25 protein-coding genes and 1 pseudogene are annotated in these 26,941 nt (G+C 60.7%); 15 read left to right on the forward strand and 11 right to left on the reverse strand.

Annotated features, from left to right (window positions below; all coding sequences use genetic code 11):
• Positions 1-120 precede the first annotated feature (120 nt).
• The 7 genes from nagE to ACP7D9_RS19840 all read right to left on the reverse strand — a co-directional run bounded on the left by nagE (position 121) and on the right by ACP7D9_RS19840 (position 8,816).
• The gene (gene nagE / locus ACP7D9_RS19810; protein ID WP_426159275.1) at positions 121-1,836 is read right to left on the reverse strand and encodes an N-acetylglucosamine-specific PTS transporter subunit IIBC; all 1,716 of its coding nucleotides are present in this window, start codon (positions 1,834-1,836) and stop codon (positions 121-123) included.
• A 34-nt stretch (positions 1,837-1,870) separates the two neighbouring features.
• On the reverse strand, positions 1,871-4,384 hold the full coding sequence (gene ptsP, locus ACP7D9_RS19815) for a phosphoenolpyruvate--protein phosphotransferase (protein ID WP_426159277.1): 2,514 nt from the start codon (positions 4,382-4,384) through the stop codon (positions 1,871-1,873).
• A 140-nt stretch (positions 4,385-4,524) separates the two neighbouring features.
• Positions 4,525-5,547 carry an SIS domain-containing protein gene (locus tag ACP7D9_RS19820; protein ID WP_426159279.1) on the reverse strand — a complete coding sequence of 341 codons (1,023 nt, stop codon included), beginning with the start codon at positions 5,545-5,547 and terminating at the stop codon, positions 4,525-4,527.
• Entirely contained in the window at positions 5,528-6,634 is a 1,107-nt protein-coding gene (nagA, locus tag ACP7D9_RS19825) for an N-acetylglucosamine-6-phosphate deacetylase (protein ID WP_426159280.1), read from the reverse strand. Before nagA ends, ACP7D9_RS19820 begins: the two co-directional genes overlap by 20 nt.
• Positions 6,635-6,658: 24 nt before the next feature.
• The gene (locus ACP7D9_RS19830) at positions 6,659-7,390 is read right to left on the reverse strand and encodes a GntR family transcriptional regulator (protein ID WP_101159350.1); all 732 of its coding nucleotides are present in this window, start codon (positions 7,388-7,390) and stop codon (positions 6,659-6,661) included.
• Positions 7,391-7,671: 281 nt separating this feature from the next.
• Positions 7,672-8,187: a L,D-transpeptidase family protein gene (locus ACP7D9_RS19835; protein WP_397479960.1), complete on the reverse strand. Its 516-nt coding sequence runs from the start codon at positions 8,185-8,187 to the stop codon at positions 7,672-7,674.
• A gap of 74 nt (positions 8,188-8,261) precedes the next feature.
• Positions 8,262-8,816, reverse strand: coding sequence for an NUDIX hydrolase (locus ACP7D9_RS19840; RefSeq protein ID WP_426159283.1), 555 nt, complete (start codon positions 8,814-8,816; stop codon positions 8,262-8,264).
• 147 nt (positions 8,817-8,963) lie between these two features.
• On the opposite strand from ACP7D9_RS19840, the gene ACP7D9_RS19845 reads away from it, so the two are divergent.
• The 5 genes from ACP7D9_RS19845 to purT all read left to right on the forward strand — a co-directional run bounded on the left by ACP7D9_RS19845 (position 8,964) and on the right by purT (position 12,244).
• On the forward strand, positions 8,964-9,563 hold the full coding sequence (locus ACP7D9_RS19845; protein WP_039759145.1) for a CoA pyrophosphatase: 600 nt from the start codon (positions 8,964-8,966) through the stop codon (positions 9,561-9,563).
• Between the two features lie 39 nt (positions 9,564-9,602).
• Entirely contained in the window at positions 9,603-10,127 is a 525-nt protein-coding gene (locus tag ACP7D9_RS19850) for a gamma carbonic anhydrase family protein (RefSeq protein ID WP_101159352.1), read from the forward strand.
• Positions 10,124-10,339, forward strand: a complete 216-nt coding sequence (locus tag ACP7D9_RS19855; protein ID WP_101159353.1) for a DUF1289 domain-containing protein — start codon at positions 10,124-10,126, stop codon at positions 10,337-10,339. The genes ACP7D9_RS19850 and ACP7D9_RS19855 overlap by 4 nt, the downstream gene beginning before the upstream one ends.
• Before the next feature lie 155 nt (positions 10,340-10,494).
• Positions 10,495-10,962, forward strand: a complete 468-nt coding sequence (locus ACP7D9_RS19860; RefSeq protein ID WP_016771544.1) for a VUT family protein — start codon at positions 10,495-10,497, stop codon at positions 10,960-10,962.
• A 100-nt stretch (positions 10,963-11,062) separates the two neighbouring features.
• Positions 11,063-12,244, forward strand: coding sequence for a formate-dependent phosphoribosylglycinamide formyltransferase (gene purT, locus ACP7D9_RS19865; RefSeq protein WP_397479963.1), 1,182 nt, complete (start codon positions 11,063-11,065; stop codon positions 12,242-12,244).
• A gap of 120 nt (positions 12,245-12,364) precedes the next feature.
• On the opposite strand, the gene ACP7D9_RS19870 is transcribed toward purT, so the two are convergent.
• The 3 genes from ACP7D9_RS19870 to ACP7D9_RS19880 all read right to left on the reverse strand — a co-directional run bounded on the left by ACP7D9_RS19870 (position 12,365) and on the right by ACP7D9_RS19880 (position 16,027).
• Entirely contained in the window at positions 12,365-13,681 is a 1,317-nt protein-coding gene (locus tag ACP7D9_RS19870; RefSeq protein ID WP_101159356.1) for an MFS transporter, read from the reverse strand.
• Between the two features lie 279 nt (positions 13,682-13,960).
• Positions 13,961-15,202, reverse strand: a complete 1,242-nt coding sequence (locus ACP7D9_RS19875; RefSeq protein WP_426159287.1) for a transporter associated domain-containing protein — start codon at positions 15,200-15,202, stop codon at positions 13,961-13,963.
• Positions 15,203-15,214: 12 nt separating this feature from the next.
• Positions 15,215-16,027, reverse strand: a complete 813-nt coding sequence (locus ACP7D9_RS19880) for a cytochrome C assembly family protein (RefSeq protein WP_101159359.1) — start codon at positions 16,025-16,027, stop codon at positions 15,215-15,217.
• Between the two features lie 210 nt (positions 16,028-16,237).
• Here ACP7D9_RS19880 and ffh point away from each other — a divergent pair, with 210 nt between their 5' ends.
• The 5 genes from ffh (at position 16,238) to rplS (ending at position 19,820) form a co-directional block, all read left to right on the forward strand.
• The gene (ffh, locus tag ACP7D9_RS19885; RefSeq protein ID WP_007967791.1) at positions 16,238-17,614 is read left to right on the forward strand and encodes a signal recognition particle protein; all 1,377 of its coding nucleotides are present in this window, start codon (positions 16,238-16,240) and stop codon (positions 17,612-17,614) included.
• A gap of 261 nt (positions 17,615-17,875) precedes the next feature.
• The gene (rpsP, locus tag ACP7D9_RS19890) at positions 17,876-18,127 is read left to right on the forward strand and encodes a 30S ribosomal protein S16 (RefSeq protein ID WP_003185073.1); all 252 of its coding nucleotides are present in this window, start codon (positions 17,876-17,878) and stop codon (positions 18,125-18,127) included.
• Positions 18,128-18,132: 5 nt separating this feature from the next.
• The gene (rimM, locus tag ACP7D9_RS19895; protein WP_426159290.1) at positions 18,133-18,669 is read left to right on the forward strand and encodes a ribosome maturation factor RimM; all 537 of its coding nucleotides are present in this window, start codon (positions 18,133-18,135) and stop codon (positions 18,667-18,669) included.
• Between the two features lie 2 nt (positions 18,670-18,671).
• Positions 18,672-19,424, forward strand: coding sequence for a tRNA (guanosine(37)-N1)-methyltransferase TrmD (trmD, locus tag ACP7D9_RS19900; RefSeq protein WP_426159292.1), 753 nt, complete (start codon positions 18,672-18,674; stop codon positions 19,422-19,424).
• 45 nt (positions 19,425-19,469) lie between these two features.
• A complete protein-coding gene (rplS, locus tag ACP7D9_RS19905; RefSeq protein WP_003175895.1) occupies positions 19,470-19,820 on the forward strand; it encodes a 50S ribosomal protein L19 in 351 nt (116 codons plus the stop codon).
• Positions 19,821-19,951: 131 nt separating this feature from the next.
• Here the strand turns inward: rplS and ACP7D9_RS19910 are convergent, their stop codons facing one another.
• A complete protein-coding gene (locus ACP7D9_RS19910) occupies positions 19,952-21,760 on the reverse strand; it encodes a cation:proton antiporter (protein WP_397479366.1) in 1,809 nt (602 codons plus the stop codon).
• A gap of 108 nt (positions 21,761-21,868) precedes the next feature.
• Here ACP7D9_RS19910 and xerD point away from each other — a divergent pair, with 108 nt between their 5' ends.
• The 5 genes and pseudogenes from xerD to ACP7D9_RS19935 all read left to right on the forward strand — a co-directional run.
• The gene (gene xerD / locus ACP7D9_RS19915; protein ID WP_426159295.1) at positions 21,869-22,765 is read left to right on the forward strand and encodes a site-specific tyrosine recombinase XerD; all 897 of its coding nucleotides are present in this window, start codon (positions 21,869-21,871) and stop codon (positions 22,763-22,765) included.
• 250 nt (positions 22,766-23,015) lie between these two features.
• A complete protein-coding gene (gene dsbC, locus ACP7D9_RS19920) occupies positions 23,016-23,747 on the forward strand; it encodes a bifunctional protein-disulfide isomerase/oxidoreductase DsbC (protein ID WP_101159364.1) in 732 nt (243 codons plus the stop codon).
• Between the two features lie 131 nt (positions 23,748-23,878).
• On the forward strand, positions 23,879-25,183 hold the full coding sequence (locus ACP7D9_RS19925; protein WP_039759108.1) for a homoserine dehydrogenase: 1,305 nt from the start codon (positions 23,879-23,881) through the stop codon (positions 25,181-25,183).
• A 103-nt stretch (positions 25,184-25,286) separates the two neighbouring features.
• Positions 25,287-26,696 (forward strand): threonine synthase, encoded by a 1,410-nt coding sequence (gene thrC / locus ACP7D9_RS19930; protein WP_397479367.1) that lies wholly within the window; start codon positions 25,287-25,289, stop codon positions 26,694-26,696.
• A gap of 111 nt (positions 26,697-26,807) precedes the next feature.
• Positions 26,808-26,941 (forward strand): annotated as a pseudogene (locus ACP7D9_RS19935) (IS3 family transposase); the annotation flags it as partial.

Below are 26,941 nucleotides of genomic sequence, written 5' to 3' on the forward strand. Positions count from 1 at the left end.
TTTCTCCAGGCTGGGGATGAGGGCCCAGCATGGCGAGGGGAGGGTTTTGCAAGGTGGTATCTATGTATGCCGTCGTGGTCAGGCCTGCTCGCGAGCACACCTGACGACAACGTTGCAGGATCAGGCCTGCGTCGTGACCGGCGCGCGACTGACCAAGTCCTTCATCGCCGCACTCAGACTCGTGGCCTTGTCTCCCACCAGCAAATGCCAGACTCCGCCCTCCAACTGGCTGACGCCCAGGCACCCCAACGTTTTCAGTTGCACCTCGGACAACGCGTCGCCATCGGCCAGTTGCAGACGAATCCGCGTCAGGGCGATGCAATCGAGCTGCTGAATATTGTCGCCACCACCCAAAGCCTTCAGCCATTGCTGCGCCTCAGCACTGGCGACTTTCAACGTTTTCGGTTCATCGACAACCGCCGTCGGCGAGGTGATCGAAGCGCGACGCAACGTCGGCAGGGCCAGGCGAATCTCATCGGCAATGCTGTCAGCCAGCGGCCCGACCACCACCTGCAAGCTGCCGCCCTTGCCGGGACGAACCACGGCCATCGCGCCTAGCGCTTTCAACTCGCTATCCAGCGCCTTGTTGCGATCTACCATCTCCAGGCGCAGGCGCGTTGTACAAGCACCCACCGTCAGCAGATTTTCTGCGCCGCCCAGAGCCTTGATGTAAGCGCTGGCGCGTTCGGTTTCCGAAAGCACGGCTTTTTCTGCCGTGGCCACATCTTCACGTCCCGGTGTCTTGAGGTTGAAACGGCGGATACAGAAGTCGAAAACCAGGAAGTAAATGACCGCGTAGGCCAGCCCGACAGGCACCACCAACCAGCCATTGGTCGACTTGCCCCAGCCGAGAATCATGTCGATGAAGCCACCGGAAAAGGTGAAGCCCAAATGAATGTTCAGGCCGTTGGTGATCGCCATCGACAGCCCGGTGAGCAGTGCATGCAGAAGGAACAACAGCGGCGCGAGGAACATGAAGGCGAACTCGATCGGCTCGGTCACGCCGGTCAGAAACGAGGTCAGCGCCATCGACAGGAAGATCCCGCCCATCACTTTGCGCCGCTCCGGCAGGGCGTTGCGGTACATCGCCAGACAGGCGGCGGGCAGACCGAAGATCATCATCGGGAACATGCCGGTCATGAACTGGCCACCCTTCGGATCGCCGGCGAAATAACGCGACAGATCGCCGGTCACCAGCGCACCGGTGGTCGGGTCGGTGAAGTTGCCGAAGACGAACCACGCCATGTTGTTGAGGATATGGTGCAGGCCGGTAACGATCAGCAGGCGATTGAACACGCCGAAGACGAAGGCGCCGATGCTGCCGCTTTCCATCATCAGCGCGCCGAAAGCGTTGATGCCCTGCTGGATTGGCGGCCAGATATAGCCGAACACCACGCCCAGGCCGACCGCCGCAAACCCGGTGACAATCGGCACAAAACGGCGGCCACCGAAGAACGCCAGATACTCCGGCAGCTTGATGTCCTTGAAGCGGTTGTACAGCGCTCCGGCCAACAGGCCGCTGACGATCCCGGCGAGCATGCCCATGTTGATGGTCGAATCGAGGACCTTCAGGGTCGAGATCATCACCAGATATCCGATCACCCCGGCCAGACCGGCGGTGCCGTTGTTGTCCCGGGCGAAACCGACGGCGATACCGATGGCAAAAATCATCGCCAGATTGGCGAAGATCACCTGTCCAGCATCGTGAATGATCGCGATGTTCAACAGGTCAGTGTCGCCCAGGCGCAGCAGCAGGCCGGCAATCGGCAGGATTGCGATGGGCAGCATCAGTGCGCGGCCCAGGCGTTGCAGGCCTTCGATGAAGAGTTGATACATGGTGGTTCTCCTGCTCTTTAACGAGAGCTTGTTGTTAGGGCAACGGCCAGTGCTGACGGCAGGCATGACGCACGGCGGCGGCGCTGGACAGCTTGAGCAGGTCGCGGCTCAGGCGCTGACATTCGGCTTCGTGCAATTGGCGCACGCGATCCTTGATCTCACCGATCTGCACCGGGCTTACCGACAGCTCGGTGACGCCGAGGCCGATCAGCACCGGCGTCGCCAGCGGATCGGAGGCGAGGGCGCCGCAGACGCCGACCCAGCGCTTGTGCACCGCCGCGCCTTCGCACGTCATGGCGATCAGCCGAAGCAATGCCGGGTGCAGGGCATCGACCCGTGCCGCCAGCCCGGCGTGATCGCGGTCCATGGCCAGGGTGTATTGCGACAGGTCGTTGGTGCCGATCGAGAGGAAGTCGGCGTGTTCGGCCAGTTGTTCGGCTTGCAGCGCGGCGGCGGGTACTTCGATCATCACGCCGATTTCCGGGCGCTCAGTGATGTTCAGTTCCACGCACAATGCATCGACTTGCTGACGAATCTGCAGCAGCTCATCCACTTCGGTGACCATCGGCAGGAGGATCCGGCAGCGGCGCAACGGGCGAATCTGTAGCAGCGCACGAAGTTGCCGGTCGAGGATTTCCGGGCGCGCCTGCGCCAGACGAATGCCGCGCAGACCAAGCACCGGGTTGGCTTCGGCAGGCAGCGGCAAATACTCGAGTTGCTTGTCGCCGCCGACGTCGATGGTGCGGATGATTACCGACCTGTCGCCCATGTTGTCGAGAACCGCTTGGTAGCTGCTGCGCTGTTCTTCGACATCCGGGGCAGTTTGCCGATCGACGAAGAGAAACTCGGTGCGCAACAGGCCGACGCCATCGGCACCGTTGGCAAAGGCATCTGCCGCTTCGCTGCTGGAGGCAACATTGGCGGCCACTTCGATGTGCACGCCATTGCGGGTTTCGGCGGGCAAATGCGCTTTGGCGTGTTGGCTGTCGCGGCGCTGCTGGCGCTCGACTTGCGCCTGTTGTACGTCGGCCAGACGTTGCGCATTTGGCGTCAGCTCAAGACGACCGCCGTCGGCGTCGAGCACGACGGCCTGATCTTGCGGTTGTTCGAGCAATTGCGCGCCCAAAGCGACGATGCACGGCAGGCCTTTGCCGCGAGCCAGAATTGCTACATGCGAGGTCGCGCCGCCCTCGGCCATGCACAACCCGGCGACACCTTGCGCGCTCAGTTGCAGCAGATCCGATGGCGTCAGTTCCTGCGCTGCGACGATGGCGCCGGCCGGCACCTGGTATTGCCACGCCTCGCCGAGCAACGCGCGCAGGACGCGTTGCCTGAGGTCGCGCAAATCGTTGGCGCGCTCGGCCAGCAGCGGACTGCCGGTGCCTTGGAGCATGTCGCACTGCGCCTCGATCGACCGACTCCAGGCGTGCGTCGCTGCAGTGCCGTGCTCGATGAAATGCTGCGCCGCGTCAAGCAGGGCGGGGTCTTCGAGCAGCGCCATGTGCGCGGCGAAGATCGCTTCTTCGTCGGCGCTTTTGTGCTTTTTCGCCTGGGCGAGGGTGGCGGCGATTTCGCTGCGCACTGCGTTCAATGCCGTTTCAAGAATCTGCTGCTGTTGCACGGGATCGTGATTGCCCGCATCCGCCGGCAAGGTGATCGCGTTCAAGTGAAACAACGGCCCGGCGACCAGCCCCGGCGCCGCGCAAACGCCGTGCAGCACGCCGGTCTCGGCCGGGCGTTTCAGCGCCGCAGTGCTGACCGGCGCTTGCGCGTGATGATCCTCCGGCAGTGCGGTGGCCAGTGCGCTGAGCAAGGCTTGCAGCGCGGCATCGGCGTCCGGCCCCTGACAACTGACCTGCACCTCATCCTGCTCACCAATGGCCAGCCCCATCAAACCGATCAGGCTGTTGCACGGCGCCGATTTGCCGTTGAAGTGCAGCTGTGAATGGCTGTTGAAACCCTGCGCGGTCTGTCGGATCAGTGCAGCCGGGCGCGCATGCAAGCCGCCGCGATGAGCGACGCGCACCTGACCACGAGCCTCGGGCCCACCGGTCATATCGGTATTCGCCGCCACCACATTGCGCGCGATGACGTGCAGCAACGGCTCGCCGACTTTCACCGCTTTGAGGGTGATCGGCCGCACTCGAAAATCCGCGCTGTTGGTCAGGATCAACAGGCTGACCAGGCTTTTGCAGTGCTGGCCGACCTTGTCCAGGTCATAGCGCAGCAGCGGCTGACCGAGGCTGACGCGATCGCTTTCCCTGACCAGCATGGCGAAACCTTCGCCGTTCAATTCAACGGTGTCGAGGCCCAGGTGCAGGAGGATTTCCGCACCGTTGTCGGCGCGCACGGTCACCGCGTGGCTGCTGCGCGCGACGTGGATGACCACGCCGGCGCAGGGCGAATACAGCGTGTCGTTGAGCGGGTCGATGGCGATGCCGTCGCCCATCGCGCCACTGGCGAACACCGCGTCCGGGACGTTGGCGAGCGTCAGTACCGGGCCGCTGAGCGGGGCGCTGAGGGTCAGCTCTTTATTGTTGTCGGGCATGGCTGGGTCTCATCAGTCAAATCTCGGTTCGATGTTCCCCGTAGGAGCTGCCGCAGGCTGCGATCTTTTGATCTTGTTTTTATGGATCGAGATTAAAAGATCGCAGCCTTCGGCAGCGCCTACAGGTCGGACTTCGGTGGTCAATGCGTGCGGGTCACTTTGCTCAGATGGCGCGGCTGATCCGGGTCCATGCCCCGCGCTACAGCCAGGCCTGCGGCCATCACGTAGAAACTCTGGATCGCCAGAATCGGGTCGAGGGCCGGGTGTTCGGCGCGGGTCAGGGTCAGGTCGCGTTCGCTGACGTCATCCGGCGCGGCGAGCAAGACCCTGGCGCCGCGTTGGCGCATTTCCGCCGCCAGGCTCAGCAGGCCGGGCTGTTCCGCGCCGCGAGGAGCGAAGATCAGCAGCGGATAGTGTTCGTCGATCAGTGCCATCGGGCCGTGACGGACTTCGGCGCTGCTGAACGCTTCGGCCTGAATCGCCGAGGTTTCCTTGAACTTCAGCGCCGCTTCCTGGGCAATCGCGAAACCGGCGCCACGGCCGATCACCATCAGGCGTTCACAATCGCGCAGCGCTTCGATGGCCACGCTCCAGTCCTGTTTCGCCGCTTCGCGCAGGCGTTCTGGCAGCGCATCGTGGGCTTGCAGCAATTCGCTGTCCTCTTTCCAGTGCGCGATCAAACGCGCGCTGGCGCTGAGGGTGGCGATAAAACTCTTGGTCGCGGCGACGCTGCTTTCCGTGCCGGCGAGCAGTGGCACGCTGAATTCACACGCCGCTTCCAGTGGCGAATCGGCGGCGTTGACCATCGACACGCTCAGCGCGCCACGTTTGCGCAACAGGCGCAGGCTGTTGACCAGATCCGGGCTCTGCCCCGACTGCGAGAAGGCGAAGGCGACCTGACCGCTGACCTTCAATGGCGCCTGCTGCATGGTCACCACCGACATCGGCAACGAGGCCACGGGTACGCCCAGTTGCTGCATGGTCAGGTAGGCGAAGTAGCTCGCCGCGTGGTCGGAGCTGCCACGGGCGACGGTCATCGCCACTTGCGGCGGCTGCCGGCGCAGGCGCCCGGCGATCTCGATCATCGGCGCGTCGAGCTGTTGCAGTTGCGCTTGCACGGCTTCGAACGAGGACAGCGCCTCTTCAAGCATTTTTGAAGTCAATGTCTTCTCCTTCGACCATGACGGCGGTCAGTGTGAGTGAGCGATCGAGCCGTACGCAGTCGGCCCAGGCGCCGGGGGCAAGGCGCCCGCGTTCGGTAATGCCGAGGTAGTCGGCGGGAAATTGCGACAGACGCTGCGAGGCTTCGCTGATCGGCAACCCGATCTTGACCAGATTGCGCAGGGCCTGATCCATGGTCAGGGTGCTGCCGGCCAGCGTGCCGTCGGGCAGCCGCACGCCGCCCAGGCATTTGGTCACGGTGTGGCTGCCGAGCTTGTATTCACCGTCGGGCATGCCGGCGGCGGCGGTCGAATCGGTGACGCAATACAGGCAGGGGATCGAACGCAGGGCCACGCGAATGGCGCCGGGGTGCACGTGCAGCAGATCGGGAATCAGCTCGGCGTATCTGGCGTGGGCCAGTGCCGCGCCGACGATGCCCGGCTCGCGGTGATGCAGCGGGCTCATCGCGTTATACAGGTGAGTGAAACTGCTGGCGCCGGCAGCCAGCGCCGCGACGCCTTCCTCGTAGCTGCCGAGGGTGTGGCCGATCTGCATGCGAATGCCACGGCTGCTCAGCTCACGGATCAATGCGTCATGGCCGGCGATTTCCGGGGCGATCGTAATCACGCGGATCGGCGCCAGCGCCAGATATTCTTCGACTTCGGCCATCAACGCGGTGTGGGCGAAGTTCGGTTGTGCGCCGAGTTTGCCGGGGTTGATGTACGGGCCTTCAAGGTGCACGCCAAGCACTCGCGCGGCGCCTTGCGGACGCTGCTCGCAGAATTCGCCTACCTCTTTCAAGACCCTGGAAATCTCGGCGCTTGGCGCGGTCATGGTCGTGGCCAGCAGCGACGTCGTGCCAAAACGCACGTGGGTTTTGCTGATGGTTTCGAAGGCTTCGGCGCCTTCCATGATGTCTTTGCCGCCACCGCCATGCACATGCAGGTCGATGAAACCCGGCAGTAGATAGGGCAGAGCGTTATCAGCCGGATCGCAGGGAACGCCTTCGATCGACACGACCTTGCCGTGTTCGTGAATCAGCCGGCCGCGAACCCAGCCGCTGGCGGTGAGGATGTTGTCTTCGGACATTTTCGTTCTCGCTTGGGGCCGCGCTCAGCGGCGCAGCTCTGCCACAAAGTCGTAGTAGTCGTTGCGGCAATAGGTATCGGTGACTTCGATCGGCGTGTTGTCTTCCAGATAGCCGACCCGGGTCATCAGCAGCATGGCGGTGCCGGGGGCGATGCCGACCAGCGCGGCGAATTCGTCCGAAGCATTGATCGCCTGAATGTGCTGCAAGGCGCGGACGATCGGTTTGCCGATGCCGTCGAGGTATTCGTAGAGCGAATCGCCCACCGCTTGTGGCTTGGGCATGATCGAGGCGGGCAGGGTGCTCATCTCGATGGCCATCACCGTGTCATCGGCTTTGCGCAGGCGCTTCATGCGCGCCACCTTGTCGTTCGGCGACAGGCCAAGACGGATCAGTTCTTCGTGGGTCGGCAGGCTGATTTCCCGCTCCAGCCATTTTGAACTCGGCACGAAACCTTTGAGGCGCAGCATCTCGCTGAAGCCGGAAAGACGCGACAGCGGTTGCTCCAGGCGGGGCGTGATGAACGTGCCGGAGCCTTGCAGGCGGCGGATCAGGCCTTGATCGAGCAAAACCTCCAAAGCCTTGCGCGCGGTAACACGGGAAATACCGAGCTGGTCGCTGAGGTTGCGTTCGGACGGCATCGCCTGTTCCGCCTTCCATTGCCCGGCGTGAATCGCCGCTTCCAGGTTGCGCGCCAGTTGCAAGTACAGCGGCGTCGGCTGGGAGTCGTCGGGACGTAGGGTTTGAAGGTCGTTCATGTAGGTCGTTTCCGTCGCGAGTATGGGATTTTTGTGGCTCGCTTGTGCGACGGAAGCTAATACCACTTGAATACCATGTCAACGCGATGAATGTGCGTCTGACCCAATGGATTGGCGGTTTTCCGGGGGCGCTGTTTAAAGTGGTATTAGTGATGGCCCATAAAAAGCAAAAGATCGCAGCCTGCGACAGCTTCTACAGTTGAGAGTGGTATCACCCCTGTAGGCGCTGCCGAAGGCTGCGATCTTTTGATTTATTTTTTTGCGCTGACCAGCGGTCGAGGTTACGGGCGAATCTCGATCATCGTGCCGTCCGGCACCAGATTCCACACTTCACGCATGTCGACGTTGCGCATGGCGATGCAGCCGTCGGTCCAGTCGAGGGTGTGAAACAGCTGTTCCGGATTGTCTTCCGAGTCCGGGGTGCCGTGGATCATGATCATCCCGCCGGGCTCGACCCCTTCACGGCGAGCGCGGGCGGCATCGCTGATATTCGGGTAGGAGATGTGCATCGACAGGTTGAATTTCTCGCTGGTCTTGCGCCAGTCGATCCAATAGAAACCTTCGGGCGTGCGTTTGTCGCCCTCGATCAGTTTCGGCCCTTTCTTCGCGCCCTTGCCCAACGAAATGCGGTAGGTCTTCAACGGCTTGCCGTCGGCAACCAGCTGCAGTTGGTGGGCCGACTTCAGTACCAGGACTTTTTCGATCAGTGGCGTATTCGACGGCGTCACGGTGGTCACGAATGACGCTTGCGAAACGCTGACGAACGACAGGCAGAACAGGGCAAGCAACCAGCGCATTGAAACGATTCCCCAGGGAGTGACGCAATCAGGTTTTAGGTAGGAGCTGCCGAAGGCTGCGATCTTTTGATCTTCTAGCCAACAATGACCGGCTGCACCAGTGGCGGGATCGATTCCGAACGCACCGGGTAGTTCTCGATGCGCCGATCAGCGAAGAAGCATTCTAAGGTACGCCCGACCGTGCGGAAAGCCAGCTCGTTCCAAGGGATGTCGGCTTCGTCGAACAACTGCACTTCGAGGCTTTCGGGGCCGGCGGCAAACTCCAGATCGGCCAGTTCGGCGCGAAAGAACACATGCACCTGGCTGATGTGCGGCACGTCGATCAGCGTGTAGATGCTCAGGTTGCGCACCCGGGCGCAGGCTTCTTCGGCGGTTTCGCGGATGGCTGCCTGCTCGATGGTCTCGCCGTTTTCCATGAACCCGGCAGGCAGGGTCCAGTAACCGAGACGCGGCTCGATGGCGCGGCGGCAGAGCAACACTTTCGTCCCCCAGGTCGGCACGCAACCGGCGACGATATTGGGGTTCTGGTAGTGAATGGTCTGACAGCTATCGCAGACATATCGCAGCCGCGAATCGCCTTCGGGAATGCGCTGGGTGACCGGGTTACCGCAGTGGCTGCAAAATTTCATGCTGAGGTTCCTGAATGCTGCGCCTATCTTGGCGTGCAGCGGGGCCGGTCGGCAAGTTGTCGTTTCGCGACACGGCGGCTTTCAGGGGCTTGGGCGCTCGCTTTGATTGGTGCATGATGCGGAGCAAGGCACCGATCGAGAACACTCATGCTGGACGAGCTACTGCATAGGGTAAGCAACCACACACCGCGCACGCTGGAGACCGACGCACGTTTTCCCGAAGCCGCCGTGCTGGTACCGATCACCCGCAGTGACGAACCGGAACTGGTCCTGACGCTGCGCGCCAGCGGGCTTTCGACCCACGGCGGCGAAGTCGCCTTCCCCGGAGGTCGCCGCGACCCGGAAGATCCGGACCTCATATTCACCGCGCTGCGTGAAGCCGAAGAAGAAATCGGTTTGCCGCCGGGCCTGGTCGAAGTCATTGGCCCGCTCAGTCCACTGATTTCCCTGCACGGCATCAAGGTAACGCCGTATGTCGGGGTGATTCCAGACTTTGTCGAATACCAGCCAAATGATGCCGAAATCGCCGCCGTCTTCAGCGTTCCACTGGAATTCTTCCGCAAGGACCCGCGTGAGCACACCCATCGCATCGACTATCAGGGCCGCAGTTGGTACGTGCCGAGCTATCGCTTCGGCGAGTACAAGATCTGGGGCCTGACGGCAATCATGATCGTCGAGTTGATCAACCTGCTCTATGACGCCAGAATCAGCCTGCACCGACCGCCGAAAAGCTTTATCGATACCTGAGCCGTCGTTCGAACGGCCGTGAGCCCCGAGGAAAACAAGATGAAATACCGCCTGGGCGACGCCCGTGTCGACACCCATCCACAGAGCTGGGTCGCGCCCAATGCCGTGCTGGTGGGCAAGGTTCGCCTGGAAGAGGGCGCCAATGTCTGGTTCAACGCTGTGTTGCGCGGCGACAACGAACTGATCCTCATCGGCAAGAACAGCAATGTGCAGGACGGTACGGTGATGCACACCGACATGGGCTATCCACTGACCATCGGTACCGGCGTGACCATCGGCCACAATGCCATGCTCCACGGCTGCACGGTCGGCGATTACAGCCTGATCGGTATCAACGCGGTGATTCTCAACGGCGCGAAGATCGGCAAGAACTGCATCATCGGCGCCAATTCGCTGATCGGCGAAGGCAAGGAAATTCCCGACGGTTCGCTGGTCATGGGCTCGCCGGGCAAGGTTGTGCGCGAACTGACCGAGGCGCAGAAAAAGATGCTTGAAGCCAGCGCCGCGCACTATGTGCATAACTCGCAGCGTTACGCCCGCGATCTGGTCGAGCAAGAACAATGACCGCCGTTGAACGACCAGTCGCCTCGCCGTGTGTGAATATCTGCGCGCTGGATGAGGACGATATTTGCACCGGCTGCCAGCGCACGGTCGCAGAGATCACCCGTTGGGGCCGCATGAGCAGTGACGAGCGCCGCGTGGTGCTGGGGTTGTGTCATGAGCGGGCGAAAGCGAGCGGGCTGGTTTGGATGACCCCCGGAAAATCCGGCGCCTGAATCACCGCTTTCGCGAGCGTGCCCGCTCCCACATTTGGAATGAGATCTCATGTGGGAGCGGGCTTGCTCGCGAAGAGGCCAGTACATTCACTACTTCTTATTGGCTCACAACACGGCCTGAAGTAACCTGTGCGCCACATTCACAGGCCGCCCCCATGATTTTCCTCATCGCCTACATCAGCAGCGTCGTGCTGATCAACTTCGCCTTTTCCACCGCACCGCACTTGGACATCATCTGGTCGGCCTGGGGCGGTTTGGTGTTCGTGCTGCGCGACATGGTGCAAACCCGCTTCGGTCATGGCGCAATCGTGGCCATGCTGGCGGCGCTGGTGCTGTCGTACATCACCTCTGACCCTTCCATTGCGCTGGCCAGCGCTACGGCGTTTGCAGTCTCCGAGTGCATCGACTGGCTGGTGTTCAGCATTACCAAACGGCCGTTGCGCGACCGCTTGTGGATCAGTTCGGCACTGAGCATTCCGCTGGATACCTTCATCTTTTTCGGCATGATCGACGCCTTGACGCCACCAGTGATCATCACTGCCCTGGCCTCGAAGTTCGCTGGCGTCACCGCAGTCTGGCTGATCATGGCCTGGCGTGATCGCAAACAGGCTGTCGCCAGCTGAAGCCAAACCCTCGGGTTCATGTAAAATGCCGCGCTTTCTCCCCATGGAAAGCGCACTTGCGTGGCTTTCCTCGATGATCCGCTTCCTTTGAGGACCTGAGATGACCCGTATCGGAACTCCATTGTCGCCAACCGCGACCCGCGTATTGCTGTGTGGCTGTGGTGAGTTGGGCAAGGAAGTGGTAATCGAACTCCAGCGCCTGGGCGTTGAAGTGATTGCCGTCGACCGCTACGCCAACGCGCCGGCCATGCAAGTGGCCCATCGCAGCCACGTGATCAACATGCTCGACGGCGCTGCACTGCGCGCTGTGATCGAAGCCGAGAAGCCGCACTTCATCGTGCCGGAAATCGAAGCCATCGCCACCGCCACTCTGGTCGAGCTGGAAGCCGAAGGCTTCACCGTGATCCCGACCGCCCGTGCGGCGCAGTTGACCATGAACCGCGAAGGCATCCGTCGTCTGGCCGCCGAAGAACTCGACCTGCCGACCTCGCCGTATCACTTCGCCGATACTTTCGAGGACTACAGCAAAGCCGTTGAAGACCTCGGCTTCCCGTGTGTCGTCAAACCGGTAATGAGCTCGTCGGGCAAAGGCCAGAGCCTGCTGCGCAGCGTCGATGACGTGCAGAAGGCCTGGGATTACGCGCAAGAGGGCGGTCGCGCCGGCAAAGGTCGGGTGATCGTCGAAGGCTTCATCGATTTCGATTACGAAATCACCCTGCTGACCGTACGCCACATTGGCGGCACCACGTTCTGCGCCCCGGTCGGTCACCGTCAGGAGAAGGGCGACTATCAGGAATCCTGGCAGCCACAAGCCATGAGCCCGATTGCTCTGGCTGAATCCGAGCGCGTCGCCAAAGCGGTGACTGAAGCGCTGGGTGGCCGCGGACTGTTCGGCGTCGAGCTGTTCATCAAAGGCGATCAGGTGTGGTTCAGCGAAGTTTCGCCGCGCCCGCATGACACCGGTCTGGTCACGCTGATTTCTCAGGATCTGTCGCAATTTGCGCTGCACGCCCGCGCCATTCTCGGCCTGCCGGTACCGCTGATCCGTCAGTTCGGGCCATCGGCGTCGGCGGTGATTCTGGTCGAAGGGCAATCGACCCAGACCGCATTCGCCAATCTGGGTGCTGCGTTGAGCGAGCCGGATACCGCGCTGCGTCTGTTCGGCAAGCCTGAAGTGAACGGCCAGCGTCGCATGGGCGTGGCGCTGGCACGGGATGAGTCGATTGAGGCTGCACGTGCCAAGGCGACCCGTGCGTCGCAGGCGGTTGTTGTAGAGCTGTAAACCGAGTCGCGGCATTCGCGAGCAAGCCCGCTCCCACATGGGATTTGGTTGGACACAAGATTTGTGGCCAACCAATAAACCAGTGGGAGCGGGCTTGCTCGCGAAGCTTTTGATCTTGCGTCAGGCAACCCGATTCAGATCGTTATCCCGCGTCTCTTTCAAGCACACCACCGCAATCAGACTCAACACCGCTGCCGCCGACACATACCCGCCGACATAGCTCAACCCGCCCATCGCTACCAGTTTCTGCGCAAAGAATGGCGCCGCCGAGGCCCCGACGATCCCGCCGAGGTTATATGCCGCCGAAGCGCCGGTATAACGCACGTGGGTCGGAAACAGCTCAGGCAACAGCGCCCCCATCGGCGCGAATGTCACGCCCATCAAAAACAGCTCGATGCACAGAAACAGCGCCACGCCCCAGGTCGAGCCCTGCGTCAGCAACGGTTCCATCAGGAATCCGGACAGAATCGCCAGCACGCCACCGATGATCAGCACCGGTTTGCGCCCGTAACGGTCGCTGGCCCAAGCGGATAATGGCGTCGCTGCGGCCATGAACAACACGGCAAAGCACAGCAGGCCGAGGAACGTTTCGCGGCTGTAACCCAGCGTGGATACGCCGTAGCTGAGCGAAAACACTGTCGAGATATAGAACAGCGCATAGCAGACCACCATCGCCGCCGCACCGAGCAGCGTCGGCGCCCAGTATTGGCTGAACAACTCGACCAGCGGCACTTTTACCCGCTCCTGACGGGCGATCGCATTGGCGAAGACCGGCGTTTCGTGCAGCTTGAGGCGCACATACAGGCCGACCATCACCAGCGCTGCGCTGAGCAGAAACGGAATGCGCCAGCCCCAACTGCGGAACTGCTCGTCATCCAGCGTCATGGCCAAGGTCAGGAACAAACCGTTGGCCGCCAGAAAGCCAATCGATGGGCCGAGCTGCGGGAACATGCCGAACCAGGCGCGCTTGCCTTTCGGCGCGTTTTCCGTAGCCAGCAGCGCCGCGCCGCCCCATTCGCCGCCAAGGCCAAGGCCCTGGCCGAAACGCAGCACGCACAGCAGAATTGGCGCCCAGGCACCAATGCTGTCGTAGCCCGGCAGGACGCCGATCAATGTTGTGCAGACGCCCATCAATAGTAGCGAAGCGACCAGCGTCGATTTGCGCCCGATGCGGTCGCCGAAGTGGCCAAACAGCGCCGAGCCCAGTGGTCGGGCGAGGAAGGCAATACCAAAAGTGAGAAATGCCGACAGCATCTGTGCCGTACCGGAGGTCTGCGGAAAGAACACCGGCCCGATCACCAGCGCCGCAGCAGTGGCATAAACGTAGAAGTCGTAGAACTCGATGGCGGTGCCGATGAAGCTTGCCGTGGCCACGCGGGTGGCGGAATTGGTCGGCTGGGCAGGCGCGGTTTCGCTGTAAGCGGTATGGGTTGTCATGCGGTGATCCCTGACAGTCATGAGCTCCAATGGAGCGAATTATTATGGTCGAACACCCAGGGATGTGGGGTAGGGCGCGAGCGCTGTTTCGAGTAGGAACAGTCGTCGGTTTGCAACGCAACAGTCGGGATCCGGAAGTGCCGGGTAAGCACAGGGATCGACGGCGCTTGGGTAAGCGCCTCGATTATAGGAAGGGGGCTAACGATCAAACAAGCGCAAAAGATCGCAGGGTAGGAGCTGCCGAAGGCCCAGGCCGCGATCGGACGATCTTTTGATTTTCTATCGGGCAGACACTAAAGCAGGCACCGAGGAGGTCAGCCAGATCAACACCTTGCTCACCCGGTTCTCCTCGGTCTCGAGGATTTCCAGGCGATAACGCCCGATCTTCAGGCACACCGCGCTTTCCGGAATGGTTTCCAGCGCTTCGGTGACCAAGCCGTTCAGGGTTTTCGGACCGTCGCTTGGCAGATGCCAGCCCAGGCATTTGTTCACATCGCGGATCGACGCGGCACCATCGATCAGCATGCGCCCGTCGGCCTGAGGATGGATATGCGGGTTGTCGATGCTGTGTTCGCTTTCGAATTCGCCGACGATCTCTTCGAGGATATCCTCAAGGGTGACGATGCCCAGCACCTCGCCGTATTCATCGACGACCATGCCGAGACGGCGTTGCTGCTTGTGAAAGTTCAGCAATTGCAGTTGCAGTGGCGTGCTTTCCGGAACGAAGTAGGGCTCGTAGCTGGCGGTCATCAGCGCCTCGCGGGTCAGCCCGCCGTTGCTGAGCAAGTGGCCGATCTGGCGAGTGTTGAGCACCGCTTCGACTTGATTGATGTCGCTGTGAAACACCGGCAGGCGCGTGCGTTTGTTTTGTCGCAATTGCTCGATGATCTCTTCGATCGAATCGTCGAGGTTGATGCCATCGACGTCACTGCGCGGCACCAGGATGTCGTTGACCGTGATGTTATCCAGCGCATGGATGCCCGACACCGGGTGGCTGCGCACGGGATGTTCGGGATCATCATCGTGATCGGTCGGCAGTTCGTCCTCGCTCTGTTGCACCACCTGCGCCTTGCGCGTGAACGGGGTCATCAGCAGCGCGCTGACCTGGCTGAACAGCCACGCAAGCGGATAGACGATCTTCATCGGCACCACCAGCAAAGCGTTGCCGAACCCCAGCACAGCGTCGGGATAGCGCCGGGCCACGGTGCGCGGGAAATAATCGGCGAACACCAGCAGGATGGCTCCGGCGCCCAGGCATGCTGCCCATGGGCCGTCTTCTTCGCAGAGAAAAATCGCCAGCAGCGTCGCGATGATCACGGCAAGAGCGCGGCATAAGGTATTGCAGAGGATCAGGCTGTCGAGCGGGAAGCTCAGCTTCGCCAGCGGTTTATCGCTGGCGCGCGAGGCAATACGTTGCGCGAGCAGGTGCTGCTGCGCGATTTCGACGGCGGTAAACAGCCCTGACCATAAAATCAGCAGGACAAATATCGCGAGCATCGGCCCTATGGGCAAACCGTCCATTTATGCCGCCCGTCAGATGTGCAGAATGTATTCACGAACCAGTTTGCTGCCGAAGTACGCCAGCATCAGCAGGCAGAAACCGGCGAGGGTCCAGCGAATCGCCTTGTGGCCGCGCCAGCCGAGACGATTGCGCCCCCACAGCAGCACGCTGAAGACGATCCACGCCAGACAGGCCAGCAGGGTCTTGTGCACCAGATGCTGGGCAAACAGGTTCTCGACGAACAGCCAGCCGGAAATCAGCGACAGCGACAGCAGCGTCCAGCCGGCCCAGAGAAAGCCGAACAGCAGACTTTCCATGGTTTGCAGCGGCGGGAAGTTCCTGATCAGCCCTGACGGGTGTTTGTGCTTGAGCTGATGATCCTGGACCAGCAGCAGCAATGCCTGGAACACCGCGATGGTGAACATGCCGTAGGCGAGGATCGACAATAGGATGTGCGCGAGGATGCCCGGCTCTTCATCGATGATCTGTACCGTGCCGGTCGGCGCGAACTGCGCCAGCAATACCGTGATCGCACCGAGCGGGAACAGCAGCACCAGCAGGTTTTCCACCGGGATTCGCGAGCAGGCGATCAGCGTCAGTGCAATCACTGCGGCAGCAATCAGGCTCGATGCGCTGAAGAAATCCAGGCCCAGGCCGATCGGGGTCAGCAGATGCGTGAGCAGGCTGGCGCCGTGGGCGAGCACGGCGAAGATGCCGAGGCTGACCAGCAGGCGCTTGTTCGCCTTGGCGCCGGTGGCCAGGCGAGTACTTTGATAGACGGTCGCAGCGGCATAGAGCAGGGCGGCGGCGAGGGTGGTCAGCAAACTGGGTGACAAGGGGAGCATAAATCCTGTTAGGCGAGCCCGAAAGGCGCTGAGTTTGGCATAGAACCGCCACGGCACGAAAGACTCCGCTAGCTGACGGCGAGGTGTCCGCCAGCCGCAGTCTTCGCTATAATCCGCGACCTGCCCACGCCGCAGGCTCGCCGAGCACATGTTGATGCCGGTCTGGGCCGCCATTATCCCGGTTCGTACAGGGCCTGAAAGGATCGCGCAATGTTTGAAAACTTAACCGACCGTCTCTCGCAGACGCTGCGCCATGTCACCGGCAAGGCGAAGCTGACCGAGGACAACATCAAAGACACCCTGCGTGAAGTGCGCATGGCGTTGCTCGAAGCCGACGTCGCGCTGCCGGTGGTCAAGGACTTCGTCAATTCGGTCAAGGAACGCGCCGTCGGCACCGAGGTGTCGCGCAGCCTGACGCCGGGCCAGGCGTTCGTGAAAATCGTCCAGGCCGAACTCGAAAGCCTGATGGGCGCGGCCAATGAAGACCTGAACCTGAGTGCCGTTCCGCCAGCCGTGATTCTGATGGCCGGTCTGCAGGGCGCCGGTAAAACCACCACCGCCGGCAAACTGGCGCGCTTCCTTAAAGAGCGCAAGAAGAAGTCGGTCATGGTTGTTTCGGCGGACATCTACCGTCCGGCAGCGATCAAACAGCTGGAAACCCTGGCCAACGACATCGGCGTGACGTTTTTTCCGTCCGACCTGAGCCAGAAGCCGGTCGACATCGCCAATGCGGCTATTAAAGAAGCCAAGCTGAAATTCATCGACGTGGTCATCGTCGACACCGCCGGGCGTCTGCACATCGACGAAGAGATGATGGGCGAGATCAAGGCGCTGCACGCCGCGATCAACCCGGTCGAAACCCTGTTCGTGGTCGATGCCATGACCGGTCAGGACGCCGCCAATACGGCCAAGGCCTTCGGTGATGCACTGCCGCTGACCGGTGTGATCCTGACCAAGGTCGACGGCGACGCCCGTGGCGGTGCGGCGCTGTCGGTGCGCGCCATTACCGGCAAGCCGATCAAGTTCATTGGTATGGGCGAGAAGAGCGAAGCGCTCGACCCGTTCCACCCTGAGCGTATCGCCTCACGGATCCTCGGCATGGGCGACGTGCTCAGCCTGATCGAACAAGCCGAAGCGACGCTCGACAAGGACAAGGCCGACAAACTGGCCAAGAAGCTGAAGAAGGGCAAGGGCTTCGACCTCGAAGACTTCCGCGATCAGCTGCAGCAGATGAAGAACATGGGCGGCCTCGGCGGGCTCATGGACAAGCTGCCGAGCATCGGCGGCGTCAACCTGTCGCAGATGGGCAATGCCCAGAACGCCGCAGAGAAGCAGTTCAAACAGATGGAAGCCATCATCAACTCGATGACCCCGGCCGAGCGCCGCGATCCGGAGCTGATCAGCGGTTCGCGCAAGCGCCGGATCGCCATGGGTTCCGGCACTCAAGTGCAGGACATCGGCCGCTTGATCAAGCAACACAAGCAGATGCAGAAGATGATGAAAAAATTCACCGCCAAGGGCGGTATGGCAAAAATGATGCGCGGCATGGGCGGTATGTTGCCCGGCGGCGGCATGCCGAAGATGTGAGACAGGACACTTGGACTTCGCCGGTCGTCGCACCGGCGCAGACCCTGCAAGGACGCAGGATCAACAGTAAACCCGCACTCGGCGGGAGCTGACCGGCCGTTTTTATCGACGGCTCTCTATGCAAATCTGCACGGCATGCCATGGGCGCCGGAAAAAGTCATTTGCAAAAGTCCGGATATTCCTTAGAATATGCGGCCTTTCGGGCACCCATGCCCGCTGTGCATTTAGATTTGCAGCACCGACTACAGGAACGATGTTCACATGCTAACAATCCGTCTTGCCCTTGGCGGCTCCAAAAAGCGCCCGTTTTACCACCTGACCGTAACCGACTCGCGTAACCCGCGTGACGGCTCCCACAAAGAACAGGTTGGTTTCTTCAACCCTGTTGCCCGTGGTCAGGAAATCCGTCTGTCCGTGAACCAAGAGCGCGTTGCCTACTGGCTGAGCGTTGGTGCACAACCTTCTGAGCGCGTTGCTCAGTTGTTGAAGGAATCTGCCAAGGCTGCGGCCTGAGCAATATGAACGCGACGCCAGCTCCTGCCGATGATTTGATCGTTATTGGCAAAATTTATTCTGTTCATGGCGTTCGCGGCGAAGTGAAGGTGTATTCCTTTACTGATCCGACTGAAAACCTGTTGCAGTACAAAACCTGGACGCTCAAGCGCGAAGGCAATGTCAAACAGGTCGAGCTGGTCAGTGGACGCGGGAGCGACAAGTTCCTGGTCGCCAAGCTCAAGGGTCTCGATGATCGTGAGGAAGCTCGTCTTCTGGCCGGTTATGAGATCTGCGTGCCGCGCAGCCTGTTCGCTGAATTGACCGAAGGCGAGTACTACTGGTACCAGCTGGAAGGTCTGAAGGTCATCGATAGCCTTGGGCAATTGCTCGGGAAAATCGATCATCTTCTGGAAACCGGCGCCAATGATGTAATGGTCGTCAAGCCTTGCGCTGGCAGCCTGGATGATCGCGAACGCCTGTTGCCCTATACCGAGCAATGCGTGTTGGCCGTCGACCTGGCAGCGGGCGAGATGAAGGTGGATTGGGACGCGGACTTCTAAACGTGGCTAACTTGCGCGTAGAAGTGATCAGTTTGTTTCCCGAGATGTTTTCCGCCATTGGCGATTACGGCATCACCAGTCGTGCGGTCAAACAGGGGATCTTGCAGCTGACCTGTTGGAATCCGCGAGATTACACGACGGATCGGCATCACACTGTGGACGATCGCCCGTTTGGCGGTGGTCCGGGCATGGTGATGAAGATCAAGCCCCTGGAAGATGCGCTGGCTCAGGCCAAGGCAGCAGCCGGGGAGGCGGCGAAGGTGATTTACCTGTCCCCCCAAGGCCGTCAACTGACTCAGTCGGCGGTACGCGAGCTGGCACAATCGGATGCATTGATCCTGATTGCCGGCCGCTACGAAGGCATTGACGAGCGCTTTATTGAGGCTCATGTCGATGAAGAGTGGTCGATTGGCGACTATGTACTGTCTGGCGGCGAGCTGCCGGCCATGGTCCTGATCGATGCGGTTACACGACTGCTGCCTGGAGCTTTAGGGCATGCGGATTCCGCTGAGGAAGATTCCTTTACGGATGGTCTGCTGGATTGCCCGCACTACACCCGACCGGAGGTGTATGCGGATCAGCGTGTTCCCGACGTGTTGCTTAGTGGCAATCACGCGCATATCCGGCGTTGGCGTTTACAGCAGTCCCTAGGTCGGACCTATGAACGACGCGCCGATCTTCTGGAAAGCCGCTCGCTTTCTGGAGAAGAGAAGAAGCTGCTCGAGGAATACATCCGCGAGCGGGACGATAGTTAACAACGTATCGATGGTAGATCGAACGATTTACCTTAGGAGCACAGCATGACCAACAAAATCATCCTTGCACTCGAAGCAGAGCAGATGACCAAAGAAATCCCTACCTTCGCCCCAGGCGACACTATTGTCGTTCAGGTGAAAGTGAAGGAAGGCGATCGTTCCCGTCTGCAAGCGTTCGAAGGCGTTGTAATCGCCAAGCGTAACCGCGGCGTGAACAGTGCGTTCACCGTTCGTAAAATCTCCAACGGTGTTGGCGTAGAACGTACTTTCCAGACCTACTCGCCGCAAATCGACAGCATGGCTGTCAAGCGTCGCGGTGACGTACGTAAAGCCAAGCTGTACTACCTGCGCGACCTGTCGGGTAAAGCAGCCCGCATCAAGGAAAAACTGGCTTAAGTCCAGCTTCCGATGCAGAAAAAAGCAGCCTACGGGCTGCTTTTTTGTTGCCCGGGATTTGTGCTGCGAAGATCTTCAGTCTATCTGTGACCGAGTCGCGACCTTCGCGAGCAGGCTCGCGAATCGATCCATCAGGCGCCGGAACCTTGCGGTTGAATCAGCGCCAGCAACGTCCACCCCGCGCCCGGCTTCAACGCCGTTTCCGGTGTCACTACATGCACCCAGCCGCTGCCATCACGCATGAACAGCAGCGTCGCGCGATGGCCGTGCAGCGATTGGTAATCCTCCCAGCCAAACCCATCCGTCAAGGTTGTGCTGTAGAGCTCCGCTCCCTGGCCCATCTGACCGGCCAGTTTCGAATAGGTCAGTGCCTCACTGCCCAATTGATTGCCCCGGTGTTCCAGGCTTGCTCGATGTTTATCGCTGCGCCGGCTTTCATGGCCGCTGGCCAGACCGAACAGGCGCTGATGACCGAAGTCATGACGAAAGCGCATCGCCGCCAATGTGTTCAGTTCACCCGACGGTGACAGCGCGAGCAAATGCCCCAACCCCACCAGATCCAGATGCGCGTCAGCATGCTGCGACGCCGGGTTGCCAAAGTAGGTTGGCAAGCCTTCCATGCGTGCCGCTCGAATATTTTCCCAGCTCGAATCCGTCAGCAGGACGCGGCTGCCCAGTTGCTGCAGCGATTTGCCCAATTCGCGGGCCGGACCATTGGCGCCCACGATCAGAAAACCGCTCGGCGCCGGTTCGGCCACCTTCAGCAGCCGTGCCAGCGGTCGTGCCGTTGCGCTTTGCAAAACCACGGTGCCGATGATTACCGCGAAGGTCAGCGGCACCAGCAGCAGGGCGCCTTCATGTCCGGATTCATCCAGGCGAATCGCGAAAATTGCCGAGACAGCCGCAGCGACGATCCCGCGTGGCGCGATCCAGCACAGCAAGGCCCGTTCACGCCAGCTGAGACTGGAGCCGGCGGTGCTGAGCAAGACGTTCAATGGCCGGGCGATCAGCTGGATCACCAACAGCAGGATCAACACCAGCGGTCCCAGGCCGATCAACGCGTTCAGGTCCAGACGTGCCGCGAGCAGGATGAACAGCCCGGAAATCAGCAACACGCTGAGGTTTTCCTTGAAGTGCAGGATGTGTCGCACATCCACGCCTTTCATGTTGGCCAGCCACATGCCCATCAGCGTCACCGCCAGCAGGCCGGACTCATGCATCACTTGGTTGGCGCAGATGAAAATCGCCAGCACCGCTGCCAGCGACGCCAGGTTATGCAAGTATTCGGGCAGCCACTGACGCCGGATCACCGTCCCCAGCGCCCAGCCACCGACGACACCAAACACGGCGCCGCAGAGGATCACCCCGCCGAAGGTGAGGAGGCTTTGCTTGAGGCCATGGCCTTCAGCGCTGGCGATGATGAAGCTGTACACCACCACCGCGAGCAGAGCGCCGATCGGATCGATCACGATGCCTTCCCAGCGCAGGATGTTGGCGATCGAGGCTTTTGGCCGCACCACCCGCAGCATCGGCACGATCACGGTCGGACCGGTGACCAGCGTCAGGCTGCCAAACAGAATCGCCAGCATCCAGTCGAAGCCGAGCAGAAAATGCGTGGCAACCGCGATGACAATCCAGGTCGAAATCGCACCGAGGGTCACCAGTCGATGGACGACGCTGCCGATCTCTTTCCATTCCGACAGGTGAAGGGTCAGGCTGCCCTCAAACAGGATCAGCGCCACTGCCAGAGACACCAGCGGCATCAGCAGCGGGCCGAACATTTCCTGCGGGTCGAGCCAACCCAGCAGCGGGCCGGCCAAAATGCCGGTCAGCAACAGAAACAGAATGGCCGGCAGCTTCAGGCGCCATGCCAGCCACTGACAACCCAGCGCAGCGGCGCCGATCCCGCCAAATGCCAAGAGAATTTGCTGCTCGTTCATTGAAGCTCCCTGTTCCTTGATCTGGCTGGCTATGAAAGACTAGCGGCCATTCCCGTCGTTCACTGTCTATTTGCACGCAGTGTGAAAAACTGCCTGCCCTGAGCACCCATGCCTGCCATCGACCATCCGCTGATTGATCAATTCCTCGACGCTTTATGGCTGGAGAAAGGCCTGTCGGACAATACCCGCGACGCCTATCGCAGCGACCTCGCGCTGTTCAACGGGTGGTTGCAGGAAAAGAACCTTGAGCTGATCAACGCCGGACGCGAATTGATCCTCGATCACCTGGCCTGGCGCCTGGAGCAAAACTACAAGCCACGTTCCACCGCGAGATTCCTCTCTGGAGTGCGTGGCTTTTATCGCTATCTGCTGCGGGAAAAGTTGATCAGCGTCGATCCGACCTTACGCGTCGACATGCCGCAACTCGGCAGGCCGTTGCCCAAGTCGCTGTCGGAGGCCGACGTCGAAGCACTGCTCAAGGCGCCTGACCTGAGCGACGCCATCGGCCAGCGCGACCGCGCGATGCTGGAGGTGCTGTATGCCTGTGGCCTGCGCGTGACCGAACTGATCAGTCTGACGCTGGAGCAGGTCAACCTGCGCCAGGGCGTGTTGCGGGTAATGGGCAAGGGCAGCAAGGAGCGGCTGGTGCCGATGGGCGAGGAGGCGATTGTCTGGGTCGAGCGTTATATGCGCGATGGCCGTGGCGAACTGCTCGGTGGCCGCCCCAGCGATGTGCTGTTTCCCAGCCAGCGCGGCGAGCAGATGACCCGGCAGACCTTCTGGCACCGGATCAAGCATCAGGCCAAGATTGCCGGGATCAGCAAGTCGCTATCACCCCACACCTTGCGTCACGCGTTCGCCACGCATCTGCTCAACCATGGCGCGGACTTGCGCGTGGTGCAGATGTTGCTCGGGCACAGCGACCTCTCCACGACGCAGATCTATACCCATGTCGCCCGCGCCCGCTTGCAGGATCTGCACGCCAGACACCACCCGCGCGGCTGAATACAAAACCCTGTGCAGGAGCGGCCGAAGGCTGCGATCCTTTGATCTTGCTGTCGTTTACAGAAGCCAGAATCAAAAGATCGCAGCCTCCGGCGGCTCCTACAAAATGAGATCGATGTCTTGTGTCAGGCGCATTCGGCCACCGTGACCTTATGTGTTAGGCTTTGCCGGTTTGCACGATGGACGGTTATGACCCGATGTTTCGCATGGGTGTTCTGACCGTTCCATTGGCCCGCCCTCAGGAGTACTCATGCGTCTGACCCAGATTTTCGCCGCCGCCGCCATTGCGTTGGTGAGCACCTTTGCCATCGCCGATGACGCGGCCGACAAAGCCATTCGTCAAAGCCTGGAAAAACTCGAACTCGAGGTTCCGGTCGAAAGCATCAGTGCCAGCCCGTTGCCCGGCATGTACGAAGTCAAACTTCAAGGCAGTCGCGTGCTGTACGCCAGTGCCGATGGCCAATACATCGTTCAGGGCAACCTGTACCAGCTCGCGAACGGCAAACCGGTCAACCTGACCGAGAAGACCGAGCGCCTGGGCATTTCCAAACTGATCAATGCCATCCCTGTCGCCGAAACCGTGGTCTACCCGGCGGTCGGCGAAACCAAGTCGCACATCACCGTGTTCACCGACACCACCTGCCCGTACTGCCACAAATTGCATGCCGAAGTGCCCGAGCTGAACAAGCGCGGCATCGAAGTCCGCTACGTGGCGTTTCCGCGTCAGGGCCTGAATTCGCCGGGTGACGAGCAGTTGCAAGCAGTGTGGTGTTCGAAAGACAAGAAAGCCGCCATGGACAAGATGGTCGATGGCAAGGAAATCAAGGCCGCCAAGTGCGATAACCCGGTTTCCAAGCAGTTCGCCCTCGGTCAGTCGATCGGCGTGAACGGTACACCGGCCATCGTTTTGGCTGACGGCCAAGTCATTCCGGGCTACCAGCCGGCGCCACAAGTCGCCAAACTGGCGCTGGGCGCGAAGTAATTCGCATCGTCACGGGCAGCCGCTGACGATCGTGGCCCGGCAGTAATAGCGCCGGGCCATCAACAGAGAGCCGCGAGCACGCGGTTGTTTTCCGGCCGACCCTGCGTCGGCCGTTTCATGGGGAGTTCACAGTGAATCCGGTCAAAGTAGGCATCTGTGGGTTAGGGACCGTCGGTGGCGGTACCTTCAACGTACTTCAGCGCAACGCCGAGGAAATTGCTCGTCGTGCCGGGCGTGGGATCGAAGTGGCACAAATTGCCACGCGCACGCCAAAGCCTCAGTTCCAGACGACCGGTATTGCGATTACCAACGATGTCTTCGAAGTGGCCACGAACCCTGAGATCGACATCGTCATAGAGCTGATGGGCGGCTACACCGTCGCCCGCGAGCTGGTACTCAAGGCCATCGAGAATGGCAAGCATGTGGTCACCGCGAACAAGGCGCTGATAGCCGTTCACGGTAATGAGATTTTCGCCAGGGCACGCGAGAAAGGCGTGATCGTGGCGTTCGAAGCAGCCGTGGCTGGTGGCATTCCAGTGATCAAGGCGATCCGCGAAGGCCTGTCCGCCAACCGCATCAACTGGGTCGCCGGGATCATCAACGGCACCGGCAACTTCATCCTCACCGAAATGCGCGAGAAGGGCCGAACGTTCGAAGACGTGCTCGCCGAAGCGCAAGCGCTGGGTTATGCCGAAGCCGATCCGACGTTCGACGTCGAAGGCATCGATGCCGCGCACAAGCTGACCATTCTGGCGTCGATTGCTTTCGGTATTCCGCTGCAATTCGACAAGGCTTACACCGAGGGCATCACCAAGCTGACCACCGCCGACGTCAACTACGCCGAAGCACTGGGCTATCGCATCAAGCACCTCGGTGTGGCGCGCAGCACTGACGCCGGCATCGAGTTGCGGGTGCACCCGACGCTGATCCCGGCCGATCGCCTGATCGCCAACGTCAATGGCGTGATGAACGCCGTCATGGTCAACGGTGATGCCGCCGGTTCGACGCTGTTCTACGGCGCCGGCGCTGGCATGGAGCCGACTGCTTCGTCGGTGATCGCCGACCTGGTGGACGTGGTTCGCGCGATGACTTCCGACCCGGAAAATCGTGTACCGCACCTGGCCTTCCAGCCGGACTCGCTGTCGGCGCATCCGATCCTGCCGATCGAAGCCTGTGAAAGCGCGTACTACCTGCGCATACACGCCAAGGACCATCCGGGCGTGCTGGCTCAAGTGGCAAGCATCCTGTCGGAGCGCGGCATCAATATCGAATCGATCATGCAGAAGGAAGTCGAAGAGCATGACGGCCTGGTGCCGATGATCCTGCTGACTCATCGCGTGGTCGAGCAGCGCATCAACGATGCGATCACTGCGCTGGAAGCACTGGCTGGCGTCGACGGCCCGGTTGTACGGATCCGTGTCGAACATTTGAATTAACAGCAGCGGCAAGCTGCAAGCTACAAGCGCCAAGACAAAGCGGTTCGGCTTTACTGGCAGCTTGCAGCTTGAGGCTTGCCGCTCAAACCAAAGGTTTGCCCTTATGCGTTATATCAGTACTCGCGGCCAGGCCCCGGCCCTGAATTTCGAAGAGGTCCTGCTGGCTGGTCTGGCGACCGACGGCGGTTTGTACGTCCCGGAAAACCTACCACGTTTCACTCAGGAAGAAATTGCTTCCTGGGCTGGCCTGCCGTATCACGAGCTGGCCTTCCGGGTAATGCGCCCGTTCGTCACCGGCAGCATTCCCGACGCCGATTTCAAGAAAATCCTCGAAGAAACCTACGGTGTGTTTGCCCACAGCGCTGTGGCGCCACTGCGTCAGTTGAATGGCAATGAGTGGGTGCTGGAGCTGTTCCACGGTCCGACCCTGGCGTTCAAGGATTTCGCCCTGCAACTGCTCGGTCGTCTGCTCGACTACGTGCTGGAAAAGCGCGGCGAGCGTGTGGTGATCGTTGGCGCCACGTCCGGCGACACCGGCTCGGCAGCCATCGAGGGCTGCAAGCATTGCGAAAACGTCGACATTTTCATCCTGCACCCGCATCAGCGAGTGTCGGAAGTACAGCGTCGGCAGATGACGACGATCTTCGGCGAGAACATCCACAACCTCGCCATCGAAGGCAACTTCGATGACTGCCAGGAAATGGTCAAGAACAGCTTCGCCGACCAAAGCTTCCTCAAGGGTACGCGTCTGGTGGCGGTGAATTCGATCAACTGGGCGCGGATCATGGCTCAGATCGTCTACTACTTCCACGCCTCGCTGCAGTTGGGCGGGCCGGCGCGTTCTGTGTCGTTCTCGGTGCCGACCGGCAACTTCGGCGACATCTTCGCTGGTTACCTGGCGCGCAACATGGGTCTGCCAATCAACCAGTTGATCGTCGCCACCAACCGCAACGACATCCTGCACCGCTTCATGAGCGGCAACCAGTACGTCAAGGAAACCCTGCACGCGACCTTGTCGCCGTCGATGGACATCATGGTTTCGTCGAACTTCGAGCGCCTGCTGTTCGACCTTCACGGTCGCAACGGTGCGGCGATTGCCGGCCTGATGGACGCGTTCAAAAAGGATGGCAGCTTCAGCGTCGAACAAGAGCGCTGGACCGAAGCGCGCAAACTGTTCGACTCGCTGGCAGTGGACGATGCGCAGACTTGCGAAACCATCGCCGAGGTCTACGAGCAGAGCGGTGAAGTCCTTGATCCGCACACCGCCATCGGCGTGAAAGCCGCGCGCGAATGCCGTCGTAGTCTGGACATCCCGATGGTGATTCTGGGCACTGCCCACCCGGTCAAGTTTCCTGAGGCAGTGGAGAAAGCGGGTGTAGGAAAAGCGCTCGAACTGCCTGCACATCTTTCTGATTTGTTTGAGCGAAACGAGCGCTGCACGGTTCTGCCAAACGACCTTAAAGCCGTGCAAGCCTTTGTCAGCCAGCATGGCAACCGCGGCAAGCCCCTGTAAGCCCATAAAAGCTGTCACATTTTGAAGCCCGTCTCCTGACGGGCTTTTTTGTTTCTGCTGTCTCGTCCTGAATAAGGTTTACACCTTCTGACCTATCCTCAGGAGGAACCAATGGAATCAGGAAAAAGGCGCAGTCAACGTGATTACACGCTGGGCTTTAAATTAGCGGTCGTCGATCAGGTTGAAAAGGGCGAACTGAGTTATAAAGAGGCTCAACGACGTTATGGGATCCAGGGTCGGTCGAC

The organism is Pseudomonas sp. TSRC2-2, assembly GCF_049897785.1.
Classification (GTDB): Bacteria; Pseudomonadota; Gammaproteobacteria; order Pseudomonadales; family Pseudomonadaceae; genus Aquipseudomonas.